This is a genomic window from Vibrio mangrovi (assembly GCF_024346955.1).
Taxonomy (GTDB): Bacteria; Pseudomonadota; Gammaproteobacteria; order Enterobacterales; family Vibrionaceae; genus Vibrio; species Vibrio mangrovi.
The window spans coordinates 578,820-598,268 of the sequence record NZ_AP024884.1 but is presented as its reverse complement, the minus strand read 5'-3'; the positions used below and the strand labels follow the sequence as shown (position 1 = coordinate 598,268).

The 19,449-nt window shown below is 45.8% G+C and carries 17 protein-coding genes and 1 tRNA gene; 8 read left to right on the top strand and 10 right to left on the bottom strand.

Going from position 1 to position 19,449, the window contains the following annotated elements:
* Positions 1 to 29: 29 nt before the first annotated feature.
* A complete protein-coding gene (locus tag OCU74_RS18860; RefSeq protein WP_087480829.1) occupies positions 30 to 2,078 on the bottom strand; it encodes an ABC transporter substrate-binding protein in 2,049 nt (682 codons plus the stop codon).
* A 290-nt stretch (positions 2,079 to 2,368) separates the two neighbouring features.
* Here OCU74_RS18860 and melR point away from each other — a divergent pair, with 290 nt between their 5' ends.
* The 6 genes from melR to OCU74_RS18830 all read left to right on the top strand — a co-directional run bounded on the left by melR (position 2,369) and on the right by OCU74_RS18830 (position 7,866).
* A complete protein-coding gene (gene melR / locus OCU74_RS18855) occupies positions 2,369 to 3,283 on the top strand; it encodes a transcriptional regulator MelR (RefSeq protein ID WP_087480830.1) in 915 nt (304 codons plus the stop codon).
* A gap of 280 nt (positions 3,284 to 3,563) precedes the next feature.
* Positions 3,564 to 4,727 (top strand): mandelate racemase/muconate lactonizing enzyme family protein, encoded by a 1,164-nt coding sequence (locus tag OCU74_RS18850; protein ID WP_087480831.1) that lies wholly within the window; start codon positions 3,564 to 3,566, stop codon positions 4,725 to 4,727.
* A gap of 21 nt (positions 4,728 to 4,748) precedes the next feature.
* Positions 4,749 to 5,054 (top strand): PTS sugar transporter subunit IIB, encoded by a 306-nt coding sequence (locus OCU74_RS18845; RefSeq protein WP_087480832.1) that lies wholly within the window; start codon positions 4,749 to 4,751, stop codon positions 5,052 to 5,054.
* Positions 5,055 to 5,062: 8 nt separating this feature from the next.
* On the top strand, positions 5,063 to 6,409 hold the full coding sequence (locus OCU74_RS18840) for a PTS sugar transporter subunit IIC (RefSeq protein WP_087480833.1): 1,347 nt from the start codon (positions 5,063 to 5,065) through the stop codon (positions 6,407 to 6,409).
* A 105-nt stretch (positions 6,410 to 6,514) separates the two neighbouring features.
* Positions 6,515 to 6,814 (top strand): PTS lactose/cellobiose transporter subunit IIA, encoded by a 300-nt coding sequence (locus OCU74_RS18835; protein ID WP_087480834.1) that lies wholly within the window; start codon positions 6,515 to 6,517, stop codon positions 6,812 to 6,814.
* 65 nt (positions 6,815 to 6,879) lie between these two features.
* A complete protein-coding gene (locus tag OCU74_RS18830) occupies positions 6,880 to 7,866 on the top strand; it encodes a LacI family DNA-binding transcriptional regulator (protein WP_087480835.1) in 987 nt (328 codons plus the stop codon).
* 233 nt (positions 7,867 to 8,099) lie between these two features.
* Here the strand turns inward: OCU74_RS18830 and OCU74_RS18825 are convergent.
* Positions 8,100 to 8,174: transfer RNA gene (locus OCU74_RS18825), tRNA-Gly, on the bottom strand.
* A gap of 260 nt (positions 8,175 to 8,434) precedes the next feature.
* Here OCU74_RS18825 and OCU74_RS18820 point away from each other — a divergent pair.
* Positions 8,435 to 8,626, top strand: coding sequence for a hypothetical protein (locus OCU74_RS18820; protein ID WP_087480836.1), 192 nt, complete (start codon positions 8,435 to 8,437; stop codon positions 8,624 to 8,626).
* Positions 8,627 to 8,710: 84 nt separating this feature from the next.
* Here OCU74_RS18820 and modC read toward each other — a convergent pair whose 3' ends face one another.
* The 7 genes from modC to OCU74_RS18785 form a co-directional block, all read right to left on the bottom strand.
* Positions 8,711 to 9,790, bottom strand: coding sequence for a molybdenum ABC transporter ATP-binding protein (gene modC / locus OCU74_RS18815; protein ID WP_087480837.1), 1,080 nt, complete (start codon positions 9,788 to 9,790; stop codon positions 8,711 to 8,713).
* 4 nt (positions 9,791 to 9,794) lie between these two features.
* Entirely contained in the window at positions 9,795 to 10,469 is a 675-nt protein-coding gene (gene modB, locus OCU74_RS18810; protein ID WP_087480838.1) for a molybdate ABC transporter permease subunit, read from the bottom strand.
* Positions 10,470 to 10,483: 14 nt separating this feature from the next.
* Positions 10,484 to 11,215, bottom strand: a complete 732-nt coding sequence (modA, locus tag OCU74_RS18805) for a molybdate ABC transporter substrate-binding protein (RefSeq protein WP_087480839.1) — start codon at positions 11,213 to 11,215, stop codon at positions 10,484 to 10,486.
* Positions 11,216 to 11,819: 604 nt separating this feature from the next.
* Positions 11,820 to 13,514 (bottom strand): methyl-accepting chemotaxis protein, encoded by a 1,695-nt coding sequence (locus OCU74_RS18800; RefSeq protein ID WP_087480840.1) that lies wholly within the window; start codon positions 13,512 to 13,514, stop codon positions 11,820 to 11,822.
* A 288-nt stretch (positions 13,515 to 13,802) separates the two neighbouring features.
* The gene (locus OCU74_RS18795; RefSeq protein ID WP_087480841.1) at positions 13,803 to 15,341 is read right to left on the bottom strand and encodes a DHA2 family efflux MFS transporter permease subunit; all 1,539 of its coding nucleotides are present in this window, start codon (positions 15,339 to 15,341) and stop codon (positions 13,803 to 13,805) included.
* A 12-nt stretch (positions 15,342 to 15,353) separates the two neighbouring features.
* Positions 15,354 to 16,541, bottom strand: coding sequence for an HlyD family secretion protein (locus OCU74_RS18790; RefSeq protein WP_087480842.1), 1,188 nt, complete (start codon positions 16,539 to 16,541; stop codon positions 15,354 to 15,356).
* A gap of 31 nt (positions 16,542 to 16,572) precedes the next feature.
* On the bottom strand, positions 16,573 to 18,009 hold the full coding sequence (locus tag OCU74_RS18785; protein ID WP_087480843.1) for an efflux transporter outer membrane subunit: 1,437 nt from the start codon (positions 18,007 to 18,009) through the stop codon (positions 16,573 to 16,575).
* A 127-nt stretch (positions 18,010 to 18,136) separates the two neighbouring features.
* Between OCU74_RS18785 and OCU74_RS18780 the strand changes: the two genes are divergently transcribed.
* Entirely contained in the window at positions 18,137 to 18,745 is a 609-nt protein-coding gene (locus OCU74_RS18780) for a TetR/AcrR family transcriptional regulator (RefSeq protein ID WP_087480844.1), read from the top strand.
* A 52-nt stretch (positions 18,746 to 18,797) separates the two neighbouring features.
* Here the strand turns inward: OCU74_RS18780 and OCU74_RS18775 are convergent, their stop codons facing one another.
* Positions 18,798 to 19,445, bottom strand: coding sequence for a TetR/AcrR family transcriptional regulator (locus tag OCU74_RS18775; protein WP_087481173.1), 648 nt, complete (start codon positions 19,443 to 19,445; stop codon positions 18,798 to 18,800).
* Positions 19,446 to 19,449 lie beyond the last annotated feature (4 nt).

Here is a 19,449-nt window from a genome sequence, read left to right as displayed (position 1 = left end):
CGGGTTCCCCCGCTATAGGTTTATTCGGATTATTTGTTGTATTCAGGAAGTAACTGTGGTTTCAGCGCCTTGGTCTGGGCAGCTTCAGGCACCCAGAAACGCTCACGCATCACCGCATCTTCTGCCCATTGATAAGCGATAATTGGTGCATTAGGTACATTCTTGATCCGTTTATTGACCAGCAAAGCCCCCGGATAAGCAACTAAACCAACGTGATAAACATTCTTGGTTATCTCATGGTTGATCTGACGAATAAGCTTCGTCTGTCTGGCCGAATCCTGTTCTAAAACAATCGCATGAGCTAACTCAACCAATTGTTTTTCAAAGGGTTGCAACACCTGAGGATTGTTTTCCGTTCCCCGGTGCCAGATCGGACCGCTTTGTGCAATTGGAGCAAGCCACTCCATCCGCTGCATCGGCACGATTAACTCTTTGTCACTCCGGTTGAGCCGCCAGTCAAAATCACCGGAATCCCGGGCCGAATCTCCCTGAACACTGTCCAGCACTCGCGGTATAAGTTTGATTCCGACATCAGCCATCATCGAAACCAGATTCTCATTAAATACAGTATCTGAAGTACTGTTTCCGGTATTCAATACAATCTCAAGATCCCTGCCTCCGGCCATATTCTGAGGGAAGTTCAACACACCGTTGCCGTCGGTATCTTTCAATCCCAGCTCCGCAAGATATTTCTTCGCCAACGCCGGATTGTATGGAAAATAAACGACATCCTTCGGATTATAGAATGCGGTTTCCGGGTGCAGACCACCGGCATATTCCGCAGTAAAAGGACCTTTAACCAACGCCTGTCCGAGACTTTTCCGATCCACGGCATGAGAGATAGCTTTACGGAACTTTAGATCACGGTTCAGTGTACGAATAGCGGCTTCACGATCATCACGCACAGCCAGTGTCAGATTCATATTCATCTGAATCTGGTAGGCAAGATTACGTGGTCCGAACATCGCTTTGGTCGGAGAGTCCGGCGCAGCCAATTTACGCAGGGTTTCAATATAGATAGGAGGATTTTCCATATTGGAGAAATCAGCCTTGCCGGACATCGTTTCCAGTGTACGGGCTTCCCAGGTGGAAAGTTTGTAATGCACCTCATCCATATAGGGCAACTGATGACCTGCTTCATCAACTTTCCAGTAATATGGGTTACGGCGTAACACAATAATCTGATCATCTTTATAATCAACGGGAACCCACGGCCCCATTGTTACAACCGGGACTTGTGATGCAGGTAATGCATTACTGAATGAGTCGTATGTTGCCTGAGGATTATATTTGGGGTGAAGAGGTTTCAGAATATGAGCAGGGCCAGGGCAAAAAGTCATAAACGACATATTATAAAGTGCCTGATTCTGATGCGGTGCATCGAAATGCCAACGGATTGTATACGGGTCAACAACCTCCAGTTTTGCACCTTTACCCAGTGCATTCTGTGAAGAGAAAGAAGGAATCCGTGGCTCTAACACCGTGTCTTCCCAATAAAAACGGACATCTTCCGCAGTAAACGGTTCGCCATCAGACCACCTGGCGCCCCGAATCAGATGCATGGTCAGAGACATACCATCATCAGACCATTCCCAGTTCTGGGCCAGATTCGGTAATACTTTCCGTTCATCCGGATTTAACTGATACATCGGGCCGGTACGAGTCAGACACTGCTGGACAATATAATTAATTCCACCCCATCCCTGAGAGTGAGCAGCAGACCAGTTCCATCCCTGAGGACGTCCACCAATCACCTGACGAAGTACACCGCCGTACTCACCAATACCATCCGGCATTGAAGCCGTTTTCAATACCATAGGAACTTCGGGCAGACGCTTTGCTACCGGCGGAAGCTTACCCGTTTTCACATATTTTTCAGTTACCCAGGATGGCTCTGAATAGTGATCAAGTTTTTTAAATTCAACAATATCATCAGGAGAAAAGTACTGAATCGCAAGCCGGTTGGGAATCTCTGCCGCATCAGGAATCGTTGTAGCTCCTGCGGGTAAAGTGTCGGCAATTACAGGAAAACAGGTGCATATTATGGTGAGTCCCAAAAGACGCCTTTGAACTTTCATTTGCAATTTCCTTGTTGTGTTTTTGTAGGGAAGTTGTTCTTTTTCTTGTTTCGCAAACAAGTTAACTAACTCTGGAATTGTCAGCAAATCGAGTTCAGACCACACATCACTAAACCTTACTTTTCAGGACTATTTTGTGTGATTACAAAATAGAATCCTATAGACTTTGATCAGATAAAAACCATAATATATCTTCATGACATCGTTTACAGTGCACTCGAATCAGAGACAGCAGGCCGATTGAATCAATAAACATCCTTACTTTTGAATACTAAAATGGAGATGAACATATGGATGACGTTCTCACCGATAAGTCGGAAAACATCAACTATCTGACAGAGAATGAACACAATGGGCCGCTGCTTGATGGAGAGTCAGAATTAAGTTTTGAGCTACGTCAGCCCTTCCATATGAAGGAATACCACTGGCACCAGCAAATCGAAGTCAATGTGCTCTATAAAGGCACTCTGGAATACTCTTTCAATAACGCAAGTGTGTGTATAGAAGGTGGTCAACTGGCATTATTTTGGGCAGTCACACCTCACCGGGTTAATAAAACGAGTGAAGACGCAGTGATGGGAATTATCAATATCCCTTTAAATGTATTCTTAAGCTGGCCGCTGCCTCAGGAATTTGTGCAACAGGTGATGAATGGCGGTGTTATTTCTACCCACAATACAGGGATCATCAGTCATGCCGAAAACCATCGCTGGATGGCGTCTTACCATGAGAACCATGAAATTCGCAATCACATTGTTCAGGAAGAAGTATTCTTAATGCTTCGCCGTCTTTGTTCTTATGACTATCAGGTTGAAATGTTTAGCTTTCTGCGTGACATAACATTACGGCATGCCAATGATACCGGTTATAAAAATGTTCAGTTAATGCTTGATTATATTGCCAATAATCATAACAAGGACATCAAAGTTGAAGATATAGCAGCTTATGTGAGACTTCATCCTAAATATGCCATGAGTCTGTTTAAAAACATGCTCAGTGTTTCTATCAAACAATATTTGATCATTATGCGTATCAATCACGCCAAAGTACTACTCAGCAATACCCGTAACCCGATCAAAAATATTGCGACCAACAGTGGATTCAGATATCCCAGTTCATTCTTTGCTGCATTTAAAAACCACACTGGCATTACACCACAGGAATTTCGTGAACAAAGTCAACAATTTAGTATGCATGGAGTTTAAAAATTTCCCGGAGAAAACAAAAGAAAGAAGTACCTCGCTAAGTGATTGTCATTCACTTAGCTCAGTGTCCAAAGTTATTGGCTCAGACATCCTCACACCGAACCACCGGAAGACGTCCGTAATTTTAGAGTAACGCCTCCCTTATTCTCACCTTTTTGCCGTTTCCTGGACTTTATAAAAATGTGCACGATCACATTTATGACAATTACTTCAAAAACACCATTGATCATTAATGTGCTCGTGCACATAATTGTGCTCAGATTATTTGGGAGTGAAAGATATGAAAATAGTTCAACTAAATGTTTATGACGTCGATTTAAAACATCGGGCCCCGTACCATAATCTGCTGGTTATAGAAATAGAAACAGATCAGGGTGTTTCCGGGATCGGTGAAGTCGCGATGAGCTACGGTGTGGGAGCAAAGTCAGTCATTCCCGTCTTTCAGGAAATTGCCAACAACTATCTCATCGGAAAATCTCCTTTCGATTCAGAAAGCATTTATCAGACAACTTTTGACAAGTCTTACTGGGCAAGAGGACGCTCTCTGGCGATCTATGGGGCGATGAGCGCAATAGACATGGCACTATGGGATATCAAGGGAAAAATACTCAATACACCGATATTCAATCTGTTAGGCGGGAAAGTTCGCGATTCTATCCGCTTGTACGCAAACCACTGGTACTTCGATGCATATACACCTGAACATTTTGCCGACAACGCATTAAAAGTGGTTGAAGACGGCTATACCGGGTTGAAATTCGATCCATTCAAAATGTCCCCCAATGGTGAGAAATCCACCCCGAGCCGTCCGATCACAAAAGAATGGGGCGAAATGGCTATTGCTCGGGTTGCTGCCGTTCGTCAGGCCGTAGGCGATGAGGTGGATATTATGCTCGACCTCCACGGCTGCCTGTGTGTATCAGATGCCATCAAATGGGGCCGACGTCTGGAAGAGTTTTCACCTTATTTCTATGAAGAGCCAACCGATTCGCTGCTGGCTGAATCCAGTATTGAAGTCAAACATGCGGTCAACATGCCGATTGCCGGTGGTGAACGCCTGTATACCCGTTTTGATTTTGCGCCATTTATTGAAAACCGGGTCTTCGAGCTGATTCAACCAGATATGGGGCTTGCCGGTGGATTTACCGAAATGAAGAAGATCGCCTCATACGCGGACACTCATCAAATTCAGGTCCAACCCCATAATGCGTCCGGCCCCGTGCTGACTGCTGCCTGTGTTCAGTTCGACTTTTGTACCATCAACGTTCCAATCCAGGAATGGTTCCCCTACTGGCAGGACGAACGTTACAACATTTTAAACGAGTCCCTAGAGCAGAATGCCCGAAAAGGACAATTCGTGATCGACGAAAATAAACCCGGTTTGGGAGTAGAGCTGAATAAAGACTACTTATCCAAATTTACCTCATTCAATTTTCATAAGTAACAAAACTAAAGGTCTACCGAGATGAAAAAAATATTTCTTTGTTGTAACGCCGGCATGAGCACCTCAATGCTGGTAAAAAAAATGCGGCTTGTTGCAGAACAGCAAAATATTGAACTGGAAATTGAAGCCTATCCTCTGGAAAAGTTCAACGAAGTTATCGACAGCTATGACCTGTGTCTGCTTGGTCCCCAAGTTCGCTACAAACGCGATGAGTTCAACAAAATTGCTCAGGCAAAAGGAAAGAGAGTTGAACCTATCAATCCTATGGACTATGGCACCATGAATGGTGAAAAAGTCCTGGCATTTGCACTGAGTTTAATCGCGTAGGAGGTTGTATGAGCTTATATTCTGCAGTTATCTCATTCATCGAACGAAAAATCGCGCCGATTGCGGGCAAAATAGGTGGCCAACACCATGTTTTGGCCGTTCGGGATGGGTTTATCTCCGCTATGCCATTTATGATTGTTGGGAGTTTTTTGCTTATTTTTGCCTTCCCTCCTTTTGCCAAAGACACGACATTCGCATTTGGTCAAATGTGGGTTCAGTTCGCTCTGGAAAATAAAGAGACCATCATGATGCCTTTCCGCATGACCATGGGCGTGATGACCATGTACATTGCAGTCGGCATCGGGCAGAACTTAGCACAGAACTACAAACTCGATCCCTTGATGGGCGGGTTGCTGTCGCTCTGTTCATTTCTGCTGGTTGCCGCTCCGGTTGCCAACGGTGGAATTCCGGCAGCATACCTTGGCGGTACTGGTATTTTCACCGCCATCATTACTTCATTGTATTCAATTGAACTGATGAATTTCCTGAAAAAGAAGAATCTGACGATTCGCCTGCCAGAACAGGTTCCGGAAAAAATTGCCCGTTCTTTTGAATTATTGGTTCCGGTCGCGATCATGATCGCCACTCTGTACCCGCTTTCCCTGATGCTGAAAAGCGCAACAGGGATGATCCTGCCAGAACTGATTATGAACGTCTTTAAGCCTCTGGTTTCCGCCTCCGATTCCTTACTGGCAATCCTGATCTGCGTAGCCATCTCTCACCTGTTGTGGTTCTGTGGTATCCACGGTGCCGCTATCGTGACCAACCTGCTACAACCATTCTGGCTGGCTAACCTCGCAGCAAACCAGTCCGCTCTGGAACTAGGTCAGGCTCTGCCACACGTTTTCGTTGATCCATTCTGGCGTTTCTACATCGTCATCGGGGGTTGTGGTTCAACTTTCACTTTGGTTCTGATGTATCTGCGTAGCCGCTCCGCACACCTGCGTTCGATCGGTAAACTCAGCCTGATCCCTGCGATTTTTAACATCAACGAACCGGTTATTTTTGGTTCACCACTGGTAATGAACCCAATCATGCTGATTCCGTTTGTGGGTATTCCGCTAGTGAATGCAACCGTTGCCTGGTTTGCTCTGTCTACCGGCCTGGTCGATAAATTTATTTCCGTTGTACCGTGGACAACACCCTCTCTGCTCGGAGCCTCCTGGGCCGCCGGATGGTCTGTTGGTCCGGTCATTCTGGTGCTGATTAACTTCTGTATTTCATTCATTTTGTGGATGCCTTTTTACAAAACCTATGAAAAACAGTTGCTGGCTGAAGAAGCACCAGAATCTGTTGAGGCGCCAAACAACACAGAATCTTCATCAGCAAAAGTAAGTCAGACACAACACAACTAACCCCCAAACTGCTACTCAGATTTACTGAGGTTGCTGCCCTGTCGTTACCGGCAACAAGGTGGCAACCCCGACATGACGAGTGTGCTATATACATAAGATAGAAATATGAACTTAGAAATGGAAATTATGGAGATCATCACCAACGCTGGCGAAAGCAGAAGCGAGGCGATGATCGCATTACAACATGCAAAAGCCAATAACTGGGAGCTGGCCGATCAGGCTTTGCTAAGATCGAAAGAAGCGGCAAAGCGTGCCCACAAAGTCCAGACCGCCCTGATTGGTCTGGATGAGGGCGAAGGCAAAGTCCCCGTAACCTTAGTGATGGTGCACGCACAGGATCATTTGATGACATCAATGTTAGCCGTTGATTTGATAAAAGAAATGATTGAGATGTATCGACGATAAAGAGCTTAACCTACTCAGGCAGCATAGGTATACTTATGCTGCTTTTTTAATTTTAAGGTAAGAGAATGGCAACTATTGTAGACGTAGCTCGGCTGGCTAACGTATCTCGGGTTACGGTCACCCGGGTTCTGAACGAACCGGAGAAAGTGAAACCGACGACCCGGGCCCGAGTACAGAAAGCCATTAAGGAATTGAGCTACACCCCCAACTTTAGTGCTCGTTCATTAGTCAGCAAACGCAGCGGTATCGTGGGTATGTTGATCCCGGATAACGAATCCGGCTTTTTTGGCTCGGTAATGAGCGTTGTTCATAAAGCCGTGAATGAGAGTGGCAGAATGCTCGTTGTGCTAGAGGCTCAGGGCATAGAGGAAGAGCGCAAAGCGCTCAACAAATTATTAGATCTGAATTGTGATGGTCTACTGCTCTATTCTCGTTATCTGAGTGGTGTAGAAATCGCCGATAAAGCGCAGCAACGGCCCTTTGTCCTTATCGACCGCCACGAAGAAAATTGCTGTTGTGTCTATTTCGATCACTTTATTTCTTCTTATGTGCTCGCAAAATCGGTTTTGGATGCCGGACATAGACACATAGGCATTATTGCCGGTCCGAATGATCGACGCAATGCAATCGTTCGCTTGGAAGGTGCTTTGCAGGCTGTGGAAGATGCGGCACTGCCTGATACACAGGTTGTTTCTCGTCAGGGAAATTATGGCCAGAAATTTGGTGAAACCGCCACCGAAGAAATTCTGAGCCAACATCCACACTTGACCGCCCTTGTCTATCTTGGTGAACGAATGTGTGCCGGAGGATTAAAAGCGATCCGGGCCAATAACATCTCTGTCCCGAACGATTTATCTGTCGTCTCTTTTGATAGCTTTAACCTGACGGAATACCTTGTACCCCATATTAATAATGTCGTGTTTCCGATTGCTCAAATGGCGGAACTGGCTGCTGAAAAAATTCTGATTGCATTAAAAAATAAGACACCCGATTTACACTCTGTTGAGGTAAAACATCAAGTCATTGGCGGAAATTCCCTGCTTAATCGCTAAAGCGGTTAAGCTTTACTCTTCCATACAACCGATTTGGGATGTTGTTCGGGATGCCGGGAGCAACAGAAACACTGTAACCAGACTTTGTTATGAAACTAACAATCGAATTGAGTCCGACACGCTGGAAACCAGTGACTTTTAAATCTTATAAATTTGAAATGAAATTCAGGCTTCTATAGAAAACTTTATCTTTAGAATCAAAGAACTGGGTAAAAATAGCAGAATTTGATACTTGGAGCGGGCAGCGGGAATCGAACCCGCATCATCAGCTTGGAAGGCTGAGGTAATAGCCATTATACGATGCCCGCGCATCGATTTGACGCGCATAAGATGCCACAACTGAAAAAAAAGAAAAGTCCTTTTTGCCCTAAAATCGTTTGATTGCACACTTCACCAGCAAATAGATATCAATCGGTTAATAAACAATCACAAGAAATGAGAGTTACAAGGACAGACACCGCAAACAGTCAGCCCCGGACAGAAAAGTTTCCCCCCTGCGATCGTTTGACTACAATAACACTGAGTGACAAGCGTCGTGACATACACCATCGACAGCAGGAGGTGCAATATGAACATTCGGGATCGTATTGAATCACTTGAGCAACAAATCTATGTTGCTTGCTCCGAAGGTGATTACCAGACAGTAAATCGCCTGGAACAACAATTAGAACGTCTACAAGGCATCGTGGAACATTCTATGGATGACGAAGGCCCATATGCACCGGAGGGAAAAGACTTCTTCGACGATGACTGGCGGTGATATCAGAAGAACCGGCTTCTGACAAATATGCCCAAACGATCGAGAGTCGTTTGGGCATATCTATCGGATAAAATTCCGTTTCAATCAGGACAATGCAACAGACTTGATCTGTGCCCAGACCGACATTCCCAGCGACAGCCCCAGCTCAAACGATGACTTCATGGTGATTTTTGCCAGCAGACGACGACGGTTGGATAGCTCCAGCACCACAACAACCTGCCCCTGATACTCTTTCTGATGATCAATATCGACAATGACGGCTGGCAGACGATTCAGCATTGTTGTCTGTTCAGGTTCATGAAGAGCAATACTGACATCAGAAGCCAGTATCCGGCAACGATACAACTGTTCTTTCTCACCAATGTGTCCGGGCGCCCATATTGTGACACCGTCACTATCAAGCTGAGTTATCCGGTGCTCATGATGCTCAACCACCTTGGTATCGAAAATACTCCCCAGTTCCTCACCAAAAATATCCTGATGTCGGGGATCAGACATCACAGTATCTGCATGATCACTCACAACGACCTCACCTCTCCGGAACAGCACTACATGATCAGCAAGTCTGGCTAATTCTCTGACCGAGTGTGTAACATAAATGACCGGGATAGACAGCTCCTGATGAATTTTCTCCAGATATGGCAGGATTTCAGATTTCAGTTTCACATCCAGCGCAGACAACGGTTCATCCATCAGTAATAGCTTCGGACAAGTCAGCAATGCCCGGGCAATTGCAATTCTCTGCTTTTCTCCGCCGGAAAGTTGATGAACCGAACGGCTCAGCAAATGGCTTATTCCGACAAACTGGCAAATGCTCTCAACAGAAATCCGGCGCTTGTCTGTTGGAATCCGCCGGTAACCATACTCCAGGTTCTGCTGAACCGACAGATGGGGAAACAACCCGGCCTCCTGAAAAACATAACCGATGTCACGACGATGGGTCGGAATAAAAATCCCTGCTCCGGAATCCTGCCAGATTTCATCATCAACCGACAGATAGCCCTGTTCAAGGCTCTCCAGCCCGGCAATCGCCCGCAGACAGGTTGTCTTCCCGGAACCGGAAGGACCAAATAACACAGTAATTCCGGAAGATGGCAAAGTTAAATCAACATCTAAACAGAACTCCGGATAGGAAATTGCAAATTTTGCGTGTATAGAACTCAAAAACTCACCTCTCCGAATAGCGGTACTTGTGATTCAGCCAATACATCATTAGCAAAGCAATAAATGAAAAAGCAACCAGACTACCGGCAAGCATATGAGCTTTACCAAACTCAAGTGCTTCAACATAGTTATAAATCTCAACCGACATCACTCTGGTTTTGCCCGGAATATTGCCGCCAATCATCAGTACCACTCCGAATTCACCTAATGAATGGCAGAATCCCATAATAGCTGCGGAAAAAATGCCCGGCCATGCCAAGGGCAGAATGACAGAGAAAAAACGATCTGATGGAGAAGCTCTGAGAGTTGCCGCAACTTCAATCGGTAATTTACCAATGGCGAGAAAAGCATTCTTTAAAGGCTGAAGTACAAAAGGAAACGAATGGATCGTACAGGCAATCGCAATCCCGGCAAAAGAGAACGGCAACTGACCGAGATGGAGATATTTCAATAACTGACCAATCGTTCCCTGCGGTGAAAGCAGCAGCAGCAGATAGAAACCCAGTACCGTTGGTGGCAACACCATCGGCAGTGAACATACCGCTTCGATAACTCCCTTATAACGAAATTTAGAAACACATAACCACCACGCTACCGGAATCCCCAGAATTAGCAGACTCAGCGTAACCACTGCGGCCAATTTTAAGGTTGTCAGCACCACAACACTGTCTATTCCCATCCGCTTCCCTTTTTTTACATATATCCGTAGCTTTGGATAATTTTCTGCGCCCTTTCTGTTTTCAGATACACCAGAAATGCCTGTGCAGCTTCATTAGTCTGACCGGCAGGTAATATCACTGCATCCTGCCGGATTTCAGCATAATCCTCGCGGGGAACTTCCCAATAAGAACCAGGTTGATAATGATTGTCCTGATAAACCTGAGATTTTGCAACAAACCCCAGTTCCGCATTCCCGGTCACGACAAACTGATATGTCGGATTCAACCCTTTACCTAACACGATTTTTTCCTGAACCTTGGTGTAAAGCCCCATTTTTTCCAGAGCCTGCTGTGCTGCAAGGCCATATGGTGCCAACTTAGGATTCGCCACAGCCAGATGCGAATATTCTCCCCGCAATAAAGCGTCTTTTACCGCAATATCCGGTTGTGCTGACCATAAAACCAGTGTTCCCCGGGCGTATGTAAATTCTCCGCTTGCCTGCCCATCTTTGATCAGTTTTTCCGGACGGGCAGTATCTGCGGCAAAAAACAGATCAAACGGTGCGCCCTGAGTAATTTGAACATACAACTGACCGGTTGCTCCGGTTGAAATAGAGATATGATGTGGAGACTGTGACTCAAAATCCTGACTCAATGCTTTCATCGGCCCATAAAAATTGTTGGCAACAGCAAACAATGCATCTGCAGACCAACAAGATAAACTCAATAATAACCCGCTAACCAACACGATAAAACGTACTTTCATACAAATGAGACTCCCACTCAATAGATGACTGCCACCAAAGCTGATGAATATTCATCAACCGGATCAAAATATACTCCAGTAACCTCAGGATGAAGTTTCAGCCAGAATCATCGGGACAACAGGTGACAAAGAGCATCCCTGCAATGTACCGCAATCACTATCAGATGAGCAAAAATAATTGCTGATGAATATAAAAAACATATGTTAAAACAAAAACATATGTTAATTTTTTATTAAAATGGTAGTTTTATCATTTCCCTGAAGTGTCTGTCCTTATAAGCAGAAGTGTCTGTCCTTATAAGCACTTTCTATTAGAGGAATAAGCACCTATGTGAGATCGCCTGAGATGTCTATACCTGTTAATCAGAGAAATAAACAGCCCAGAAAGGAACAGCTTCTGATGTCTGTCCCCGCAGGAAGAAAGCATTTAGGATGCCTGTCCTTGTAAGAGAGATGAGCCTGAGGTATCTGTCCCCGTAAGAAAAAACATCAGTACAAACCAACGGCTACCCATATCATCAGTAGACCTATTTGTTTGGTACGGTGTGTAATAAACTGCACCTCAAAATTTTTTCGGTTCAGGATTAAGAAGGATTCCTGTAATTCATACGGATTTGACCTGAAACTGAGACATCAAATGACGTAACTCAGATGCCTGGGCAGAAAGATCTTCACTGGCCCGGGTTGTTTCATCCGTGCTCATCAACACAGACTGTCCTGAATCTCTGATATCCACCATATTTCGGCTGATCTGTTCCGCAGCAACAGACTGTTCTTCACTCGCAGTCGCAACCTGAGTATTCGCTTCACTCAATTCGGTCAGTGCCTGAGCAATGAGATCCATTTGCCGTCTGATATCCTGAATCAACGCTGACGTTTGTCCCACCTGATCACTACTCACCTGAATAGCACTCACCGCCGAGCCGGTACTGTGCACCAGCGATTCGATCAACGTATCAATTTCCCGGGTCGCTTCCTGACTTCGTGCGGCCAAAGCCCGCACTTCATCAGCAACAACGGCGAATCCTCTTCCCTGCTCTCCCGCTCTTGCAGCCTCAATTGAAGCATTCAGCGCCAGTAGATTTGTCTGTTCTGCAATCGCGTTCACCACAGAAACAAAATCCTGAATTTTCACGGTGCTGGACTGTAAATCGGCAATCAGCGCCTGTGAGCTTTCAGAACTTTCAACCAGATTCAGCGCAAGGTTGTTCGTTTCTTCAATCATCTGACATCCGTCCTGAATATTGACTTCGGCCCGATGACTGGATGCTGAAGCACCTTCAGCACTAGCTGCAACCTGAGTGATCGTCGCAGCCATTTCTGTCATGGCGCTGGCAACCTGTTCAGTATTCTGCTGCTGTTGTTCAACCGACTGGCGGTTGTTATTGGCAACCGTCGCCAGCTCCACCACTGCCGTAGCTATCGTGTGGCTGCTGTTCATCACGGATGAAACAATATTTCCCAGAGAGTCGGCCATTGTGCGCATGGAAGCCAGCAGCCGACCGACTTCATCATTCCGATCAACCTGAACATCAATGTCGAAATTGCCCCTCGCCATCTGCTCGGCAACCGTACAGGCATAAGACAGAGAATGAACTAACTGACGGCTGATAAACAGACCAATCAGCAAGCCAGCCGATAAAGCAATCATCACTAATAAAATCATTCCTGAGATTGCCTGCTGCTCTTCTGCCTCTGTTTGATTAAGAGAGGATTCGGTCATTTTTTCAACTTCAGTCAGAAGTGATGCCAACTCCTGATTCTGGGCATCTTGCTGTACTTCCAGTTGTCGGGCCTTATCTGATAGTGTCTGACTATTTTCATGGCCGATAATTGCCTGAAGAATTTCTTCGGCTGAATTTTCATAGAGCTTATGATGTGAAACGACAACATTTAAATGCTGCTGTAATCGTTGTTCTTCCGGAGATAGTTCACTGGCATTCTGTTGCTGTGCCAGTTTCAGATTCGATTCTGCTTCCTGGACTTCCTGATCAAACTCATGCGCAATCCGACTGAAAGCCTGCTGAAGACGTTTAGCTTCTTCTGTGTCAATGTCAACAGCAAAATCTGCGGCCCGAAAAGCTTTTTCAACAATCAGAGAACTTTGTAACTGTTTCACGGTTACATCACTAATCAGTTGAATCAAAGGAATATGTTTATGAGCAATACCTTTGATCTCTTCAGAGACTCGATTCATTTTGAATAGACCGAAGGAGGAAAGAATAATGGTCAGAATTAACATAACGCTAACAAGAAAGACCATTTTTGCAGTAATCGACTGATTCTTTATCCATTGCATAATAAAACCCGGCCAACTGTGAATATTTATATATCCGTCAATCTGACGTTTTCATACACACGCTGTGAATAACGTCACAACTAAGTTTAAGTGTATAAGGCAATCGCACTATTGCTCAGGTTTTTTTTGAAACAGTTCACAAAATATCCTTACAGCCATATTTAACAATTAGGAAACAACCATTAACATCACTAAAACATATCTATTGTCGTGGTTCTTGCTTAGAAATTTCCCCTGATACCGGAATTCTGCCAGTACAGGGGAATAACAGTCAGCGGTGAGAATCGGCTAGTGAGAAGCCGCAGGACCGACAGCATGTTTTGGTTTTGGAGCGAACCAAATCAGGCAGGCAGCAGCCATAAATATCACTGCAATGACCATGAACAGCTGATTCGTTGCGACCATCACACTCTGATTCTGAACCAACATATCTACTGCACTACGCGCCTGTTCTGAAGACATTCCCCCAGCCTGCATCGTTGCCGTGACTGTCCCCTGAGGATCGGTCAGCCCGGAAAGTTCTGCATGAATATAACGGCTTTCGCGCTCCCATGACGTATTCACGACAGAGGTTGCTATCGCTCCTGAAAAGGTCCGGATAAAATTCATCAATCCCGCAGCAGATTCCATCTCACGTTCATCGACACAACCCAGAGCTATTGCAGTTAAAGGAACAAAAAACAACGGCATCCCGATGCCCTGAAAAAACAGCGGCCAGCTGACCTGAAAAGAGGTCATATCAAGACTGGCAAAGCTTCGGAAGAAGGTCCATATACCCAGCCAGAGAACTCCGGTAAAAACAAACCGCCTTGGATCATACCTACTGGATAGTTCAGCAATAACCGGTGCCATGAATACAGCAAATATCCCCATATGAGCGGTCACAAGACCAGACTCAGTCGCGGTATATCCCATATTAAGCTGCAACCATAACGGGGTAATCACCGAAATCGCAAAAAATGCGCCGAAAGTCAAGGAGAGCGTCATCATTGACATTGAAAATCCCCGGTGCCTGAAAATCCTGAGATTTACGACCGGTTTTTTCTCCGTCAGCTCCCAAATCAGAAAAGACACAAACCCAATTGCCGCAACAATACCAAGGATGACTATCCGGCTGGATGCAAACCAGTCATGATCTTTTCCTTCATCCAGCATGATCTGTAATGCCCCAACCCAGACCACCAGCATAATCAATCCGACAATGTCGATCCGGGATTTTTCAGTTCTGGTTTCAAAGTGTTTGAGGATTTTCCAGCAGGCAAATCCAGCGATAAGTGCAAAAGGAACTTTACAGAAGAAAATATACGGCCAGCTGTATTCGTCACACAGCACACCACCCAGTATTGGCCCCAGAATAGGCGCAACCAGCGTTGTCATACTCCAGATGCCAATCGCAGCATGAGCCTTGTTTTTAGGAAAAATGCGAATCATCAGGGTTTGAGATAATGGCATCAGCGGGCCACCGGAGAAACCGAGTAAGGCTCTGAATGTCACCAGTGCAGTCATACTGGTTGCCATGCCACAGAGAAACGAAAACACCCCGAACAGAAAGAAACTGGTCACAAAAACCCGGATCGCACCAAATCGTGAAGCCAGCCAACCTGTCAGAGGCACAGAAATCGCTTCGGCAACAGCATAAGAAGTAATGACATAAGTTCCCTGACTGGTCGAAGTTCCCAGACTACCGGCGATATTGGAAATCGACACATTGGCAATCGTTGTATCAAGAATGGCAAGAAAATTTGCCGTTGCCAGACATAGCGCCCCGATCACCAGAGCAAAACCGGTTAACGGTTGAGGCTGTTTCTGTTCAACAGAATTACTCATAGGATCACCTGATTACTGAACTGTGGGAACAGCCCGATACTGAGCCAGAACCTTATCACTGACTTTAGAATCCGTATCGACGGAAACTTCCATTGAGAGTCCGACCTGAAGCGGATGCTCGGCCAGCTCCTGAGGATCCAGTTCAATCCGTACCGGTAAACGCTGTACAACTTTGATCCAGTTTCCGGTAGCATTCTGGGCTGGAATGAGAGAGAAAGCAGCACCAGTACCACCGGATAATCCGGTAATCACTCCATGATAAACAACATCATCACCATACAGATCTGAGGTAAGCTCAACTGACTGTCCAACCTGAACATGACGCAGCTGGACTTCTTTAAAGTTGGCATCTACATGTATATGATTTACCGGAACAATACTCATCAGTGGTGCGCCAAGCTGAACCCGACGGCCAACCTGCACCTGACGTTTTGCCACAACGCCACTGATCGGCGCACGAATCACCGTCCGTTTTACATTGACTTGTGCCTGCTCATAACGTGCTTTGGCTAGTAAAACTTCTGGGTTATTTTCTACCGTCGTATTATCAATCCGGGCATAGTTGGCTTTTTGCTCACCAATACTCGATAAACGGCTGGCAACAGCCTGATTCACTGCTGCAGTTGCAGCATTTAACTGAGCCTGCGCCTGTGTAAAGGCCGTTTTCGCATTACTCAACTCCTCACCGGAAACCGAACCGGAGCGCACCAGTGCTTCACGACGATCTAAATCGATTTTTGCCCGCTGAAAACTGGCCTGCACCGATGCCAGTTGTGCCTTGGCCCTTTTCTCATCTTCCGCCCGAGCGTTGACCAAAGCTTTGAGCCCTTCATCACTGGCCAGATAACTTTGCACCCGGCGCCGGGCAAGCGCATAGTCAGCTTCGGCCTGCTGTAAAGCCAGTGTTGCATCGGTATTGTCGATAACAACCAGAACATCACCTTTATTTACATATTGGGTATCGACCACATTGACTCTCTGAACAATCCCTCCGACTGCCGGTGTTACTTCTGCAACTTCTACAGCAGCATAAGCATTATCCGTACTGATATAACGTGAGCCGATAAAGTGCCAGTAGGCCGAGTATCCGGCTCCGGCCAGAACAATCACAGCGGCCAGAATTACAAATCCCTTCTTTCGTTTTTTCATTGCAGCCTGATCCTGATTGGGCTGTTCTGTAGATGTTTTATTTGTACTCATGATATAAACCTTTTTACTCGTGACTTTTCTCTTAAATGTTGCTGGATGCCCGGCTAGCCTGATAGCCGCCACCCAGTGCATGAACCAAAGCTAAATCCAGAGAAAATGCTCTTGATTGCAGGTTGACAAGTGTTCGTTCATTGGCAATCAAAGCATTTTCAGCACTCAATACATCGAGGTATGTCGCCAAACCACCTTTGTAACGGTTACTGGCGATCCGGTGGGCTTCTCTGGCGGCTTCAACAGCCTGACGGGATTTATCAATCCGGGCACTCAGTGCTTTAGTACTGGTTACAGCATCGGCAACATCGTGTAATGCCCGGGTTAAAGCATCGTTATACCGGGCAACAGCCATTTCATAATTTGCCTGAGCCGATGTCAGTTGCCCGTCCAGCCTGCCACCGGTAAAAATGGGTAAATAGATCGCAGGCCCGATACTGCCCGCGTCATTGCCGGTCCGGGTCAGATTATTCAGACCGAAAGCCTGATAGCCGATAAATGCTGACAGATTGATATCGGGGTAATACTGAGCTTTCGCAACACTGATTCGCTCAGCTGCGGCCTGAGCCTGCCAGCGAGCAACAGAAATATCCGGGCGGTGTCCCAGCAACCCGACCCCAAGATCCCGGGGTAATCCAAATGTATCAGTCAGCACAACAACCGGACGTTTGATCGACAGTGACCGATCCGGTCCTGCACCGACCAATGCTGCTAGTGCATTCTTCTGCAACTGAATCGACTCTCTGACACCAAGTAATTCAGCTTCTACACTTGCCGCCGCAGATTCAGCCTGACTCACAGCTCCTTTTGTCTCTAAACCACTGCGATACCGTTTCGTCAGCAGTTCCACCGTTTTCTGACGAACTTTCACAGCAGCACTGACAGTGTCCTGATTTGCATACAGTCGGGCCAGCTCTGCATATGCCTGTGCAATCGATGTAGACAAAGTCAGTTTTGCCGCAGCGTGTTCTGCTTCAGCAGCGGCTAAATCCGAAATGCTTGCGGCAACTGTGGAACGATTCTTTCCCCAAAAGTCAAAATCATACGAAAAATTGAGTGTGGCAGATGCATAATCATTCCAGTTCGCAGGAGGATTCGCCGCCTGATAGTGGTAGCTGGCTTTTGACTCATTAACATTGGCGTTGAGTCCCGCCTGAATTTTCTCAATCGCACCGGCCTGCTGTGCAATCCCCTGGTAATTTTTGATTCTGGCCTGCGCTATCTGCATGTCCGGTGAATTTTCCAGAGCATCCCCGATAAGCTGATCCAACTGATGATCCTGATAGCGTTTCCACCATTGATCCTTTGGCCAGTCAATCTTCGTAATTTCTGCCAATGTCTGCTGATAACCCAGCTTTTCCGGCGATGCTGCCGAATTCCGCATTTCATCAGACGGAGCAGAACAACTACTCAGAAGTGCAGCAACAGCCACAGCTCCGAGTGTCTTACATAATTTGTTCTTATTCATATTTACTGCCTTCACTTATCTCTCTCACCATGGCATAACAATACCGTACAGTACAGTTATATACTTGACAGATGGATCTCGTCAATAGAGAATGTTGCAGTTTTGTGTGGTCAGATACCGAGGAAATATGAGAGTAAAGAGTGAAGAACGCCGGCAGGCCATTCTGGAAATAGCAAAAGATCTATTTACCACACACGGATTCGATCAAACGTCAATGTCCGCAATCGCCAAGCAGCTTGGGGGCTCCAAAGCAACGCTCTACAACTATTTCAGCTCAAAAGAAGAGATATTTTCTGCGGTTATGGAAGATGCGACGAAGAAACAGATCACTCATGCGTTTTGTAGTCTTTCGGCTGAAAGAGAATTGAAAGGACAACTCATTGATTTTGGTATCAACTACCTCAACTCAATTCTTTCGACGGATCTTGCTTCAATATACAAGATGGCAATTACAGCCTCGGAGCACTCCAATATTGGACGTTTCTTCTATGAAAATGGCCCCAAAACCGGTTTTCAGGCTGTCGCTAATTTTTTTCAGGCTCATATTGATGCAGGAACATTCATTAAGTGTGACACGACACTGGCAGCCATGCAGTTAAAAGCATTGCTACAGGCAGAATTATGGGAACCTTATAAGCTCGGATATATTGATCGCCCAGATACTGAAGCGATTCAGAATGCTGTTATCCGGGCAATTGAAAGCTTCCTGAAAATCTACCCGGAAAAAAATGGTTAGTCAGCGGAGCATCCGGCGACACTCCGGATGCTTATTTCAGTCTTCCAAAACGTTAATCGGAAGACAAAGTATTGAGCCCAAGCCCCAGAAAAACCATATCAACTACAAACTGTGTCGCAGCTTCAAATTCTTCATCATTTAACGGACGCTTTTTGATCAGTTCAATTTCCGTATCACAATCAGCATAAAACTGAGTTGTTCCCCATATCATAAATAACAGATACAGCGGCTCAATCGGACGGATCAACCCCCGCTTAATCCAGGTCTGAATGATATTGGCTTTTCCTTCCGTCCACTTCACCATCGGAAGCTGGGTTGCATCCTGAATATGTTGAGCCCCATTGATCAATTCCAGCGCAAATATTTTTGATTCTTTTGGATTGGTCCGGCTGTAACGCATCTTCCCACGAATGTAACGTTCAATCACTTCCTCCGGTGAGTGCTCTAAAGCATCATCTGAAAATCCCTGATTCCAGAGATTGAGAATATCTTCCAGCACCGCCAGATACAGGCCTTTCTTGGAGCGAAAGTAGTAGAGCACATTAGCTTTCGGTAAATGAACCCGATCAGCAATCGCCTGAACGGATGTTCCTTTATAACCGTGTTTAACAAACTCATCCGCAGCAGCCTGAAGAATCAGAGCTTCATTACGCTGACGAATAGCACCTGTCTGAGGTTTACGCGACTGCGTTTTTTTCATGTGA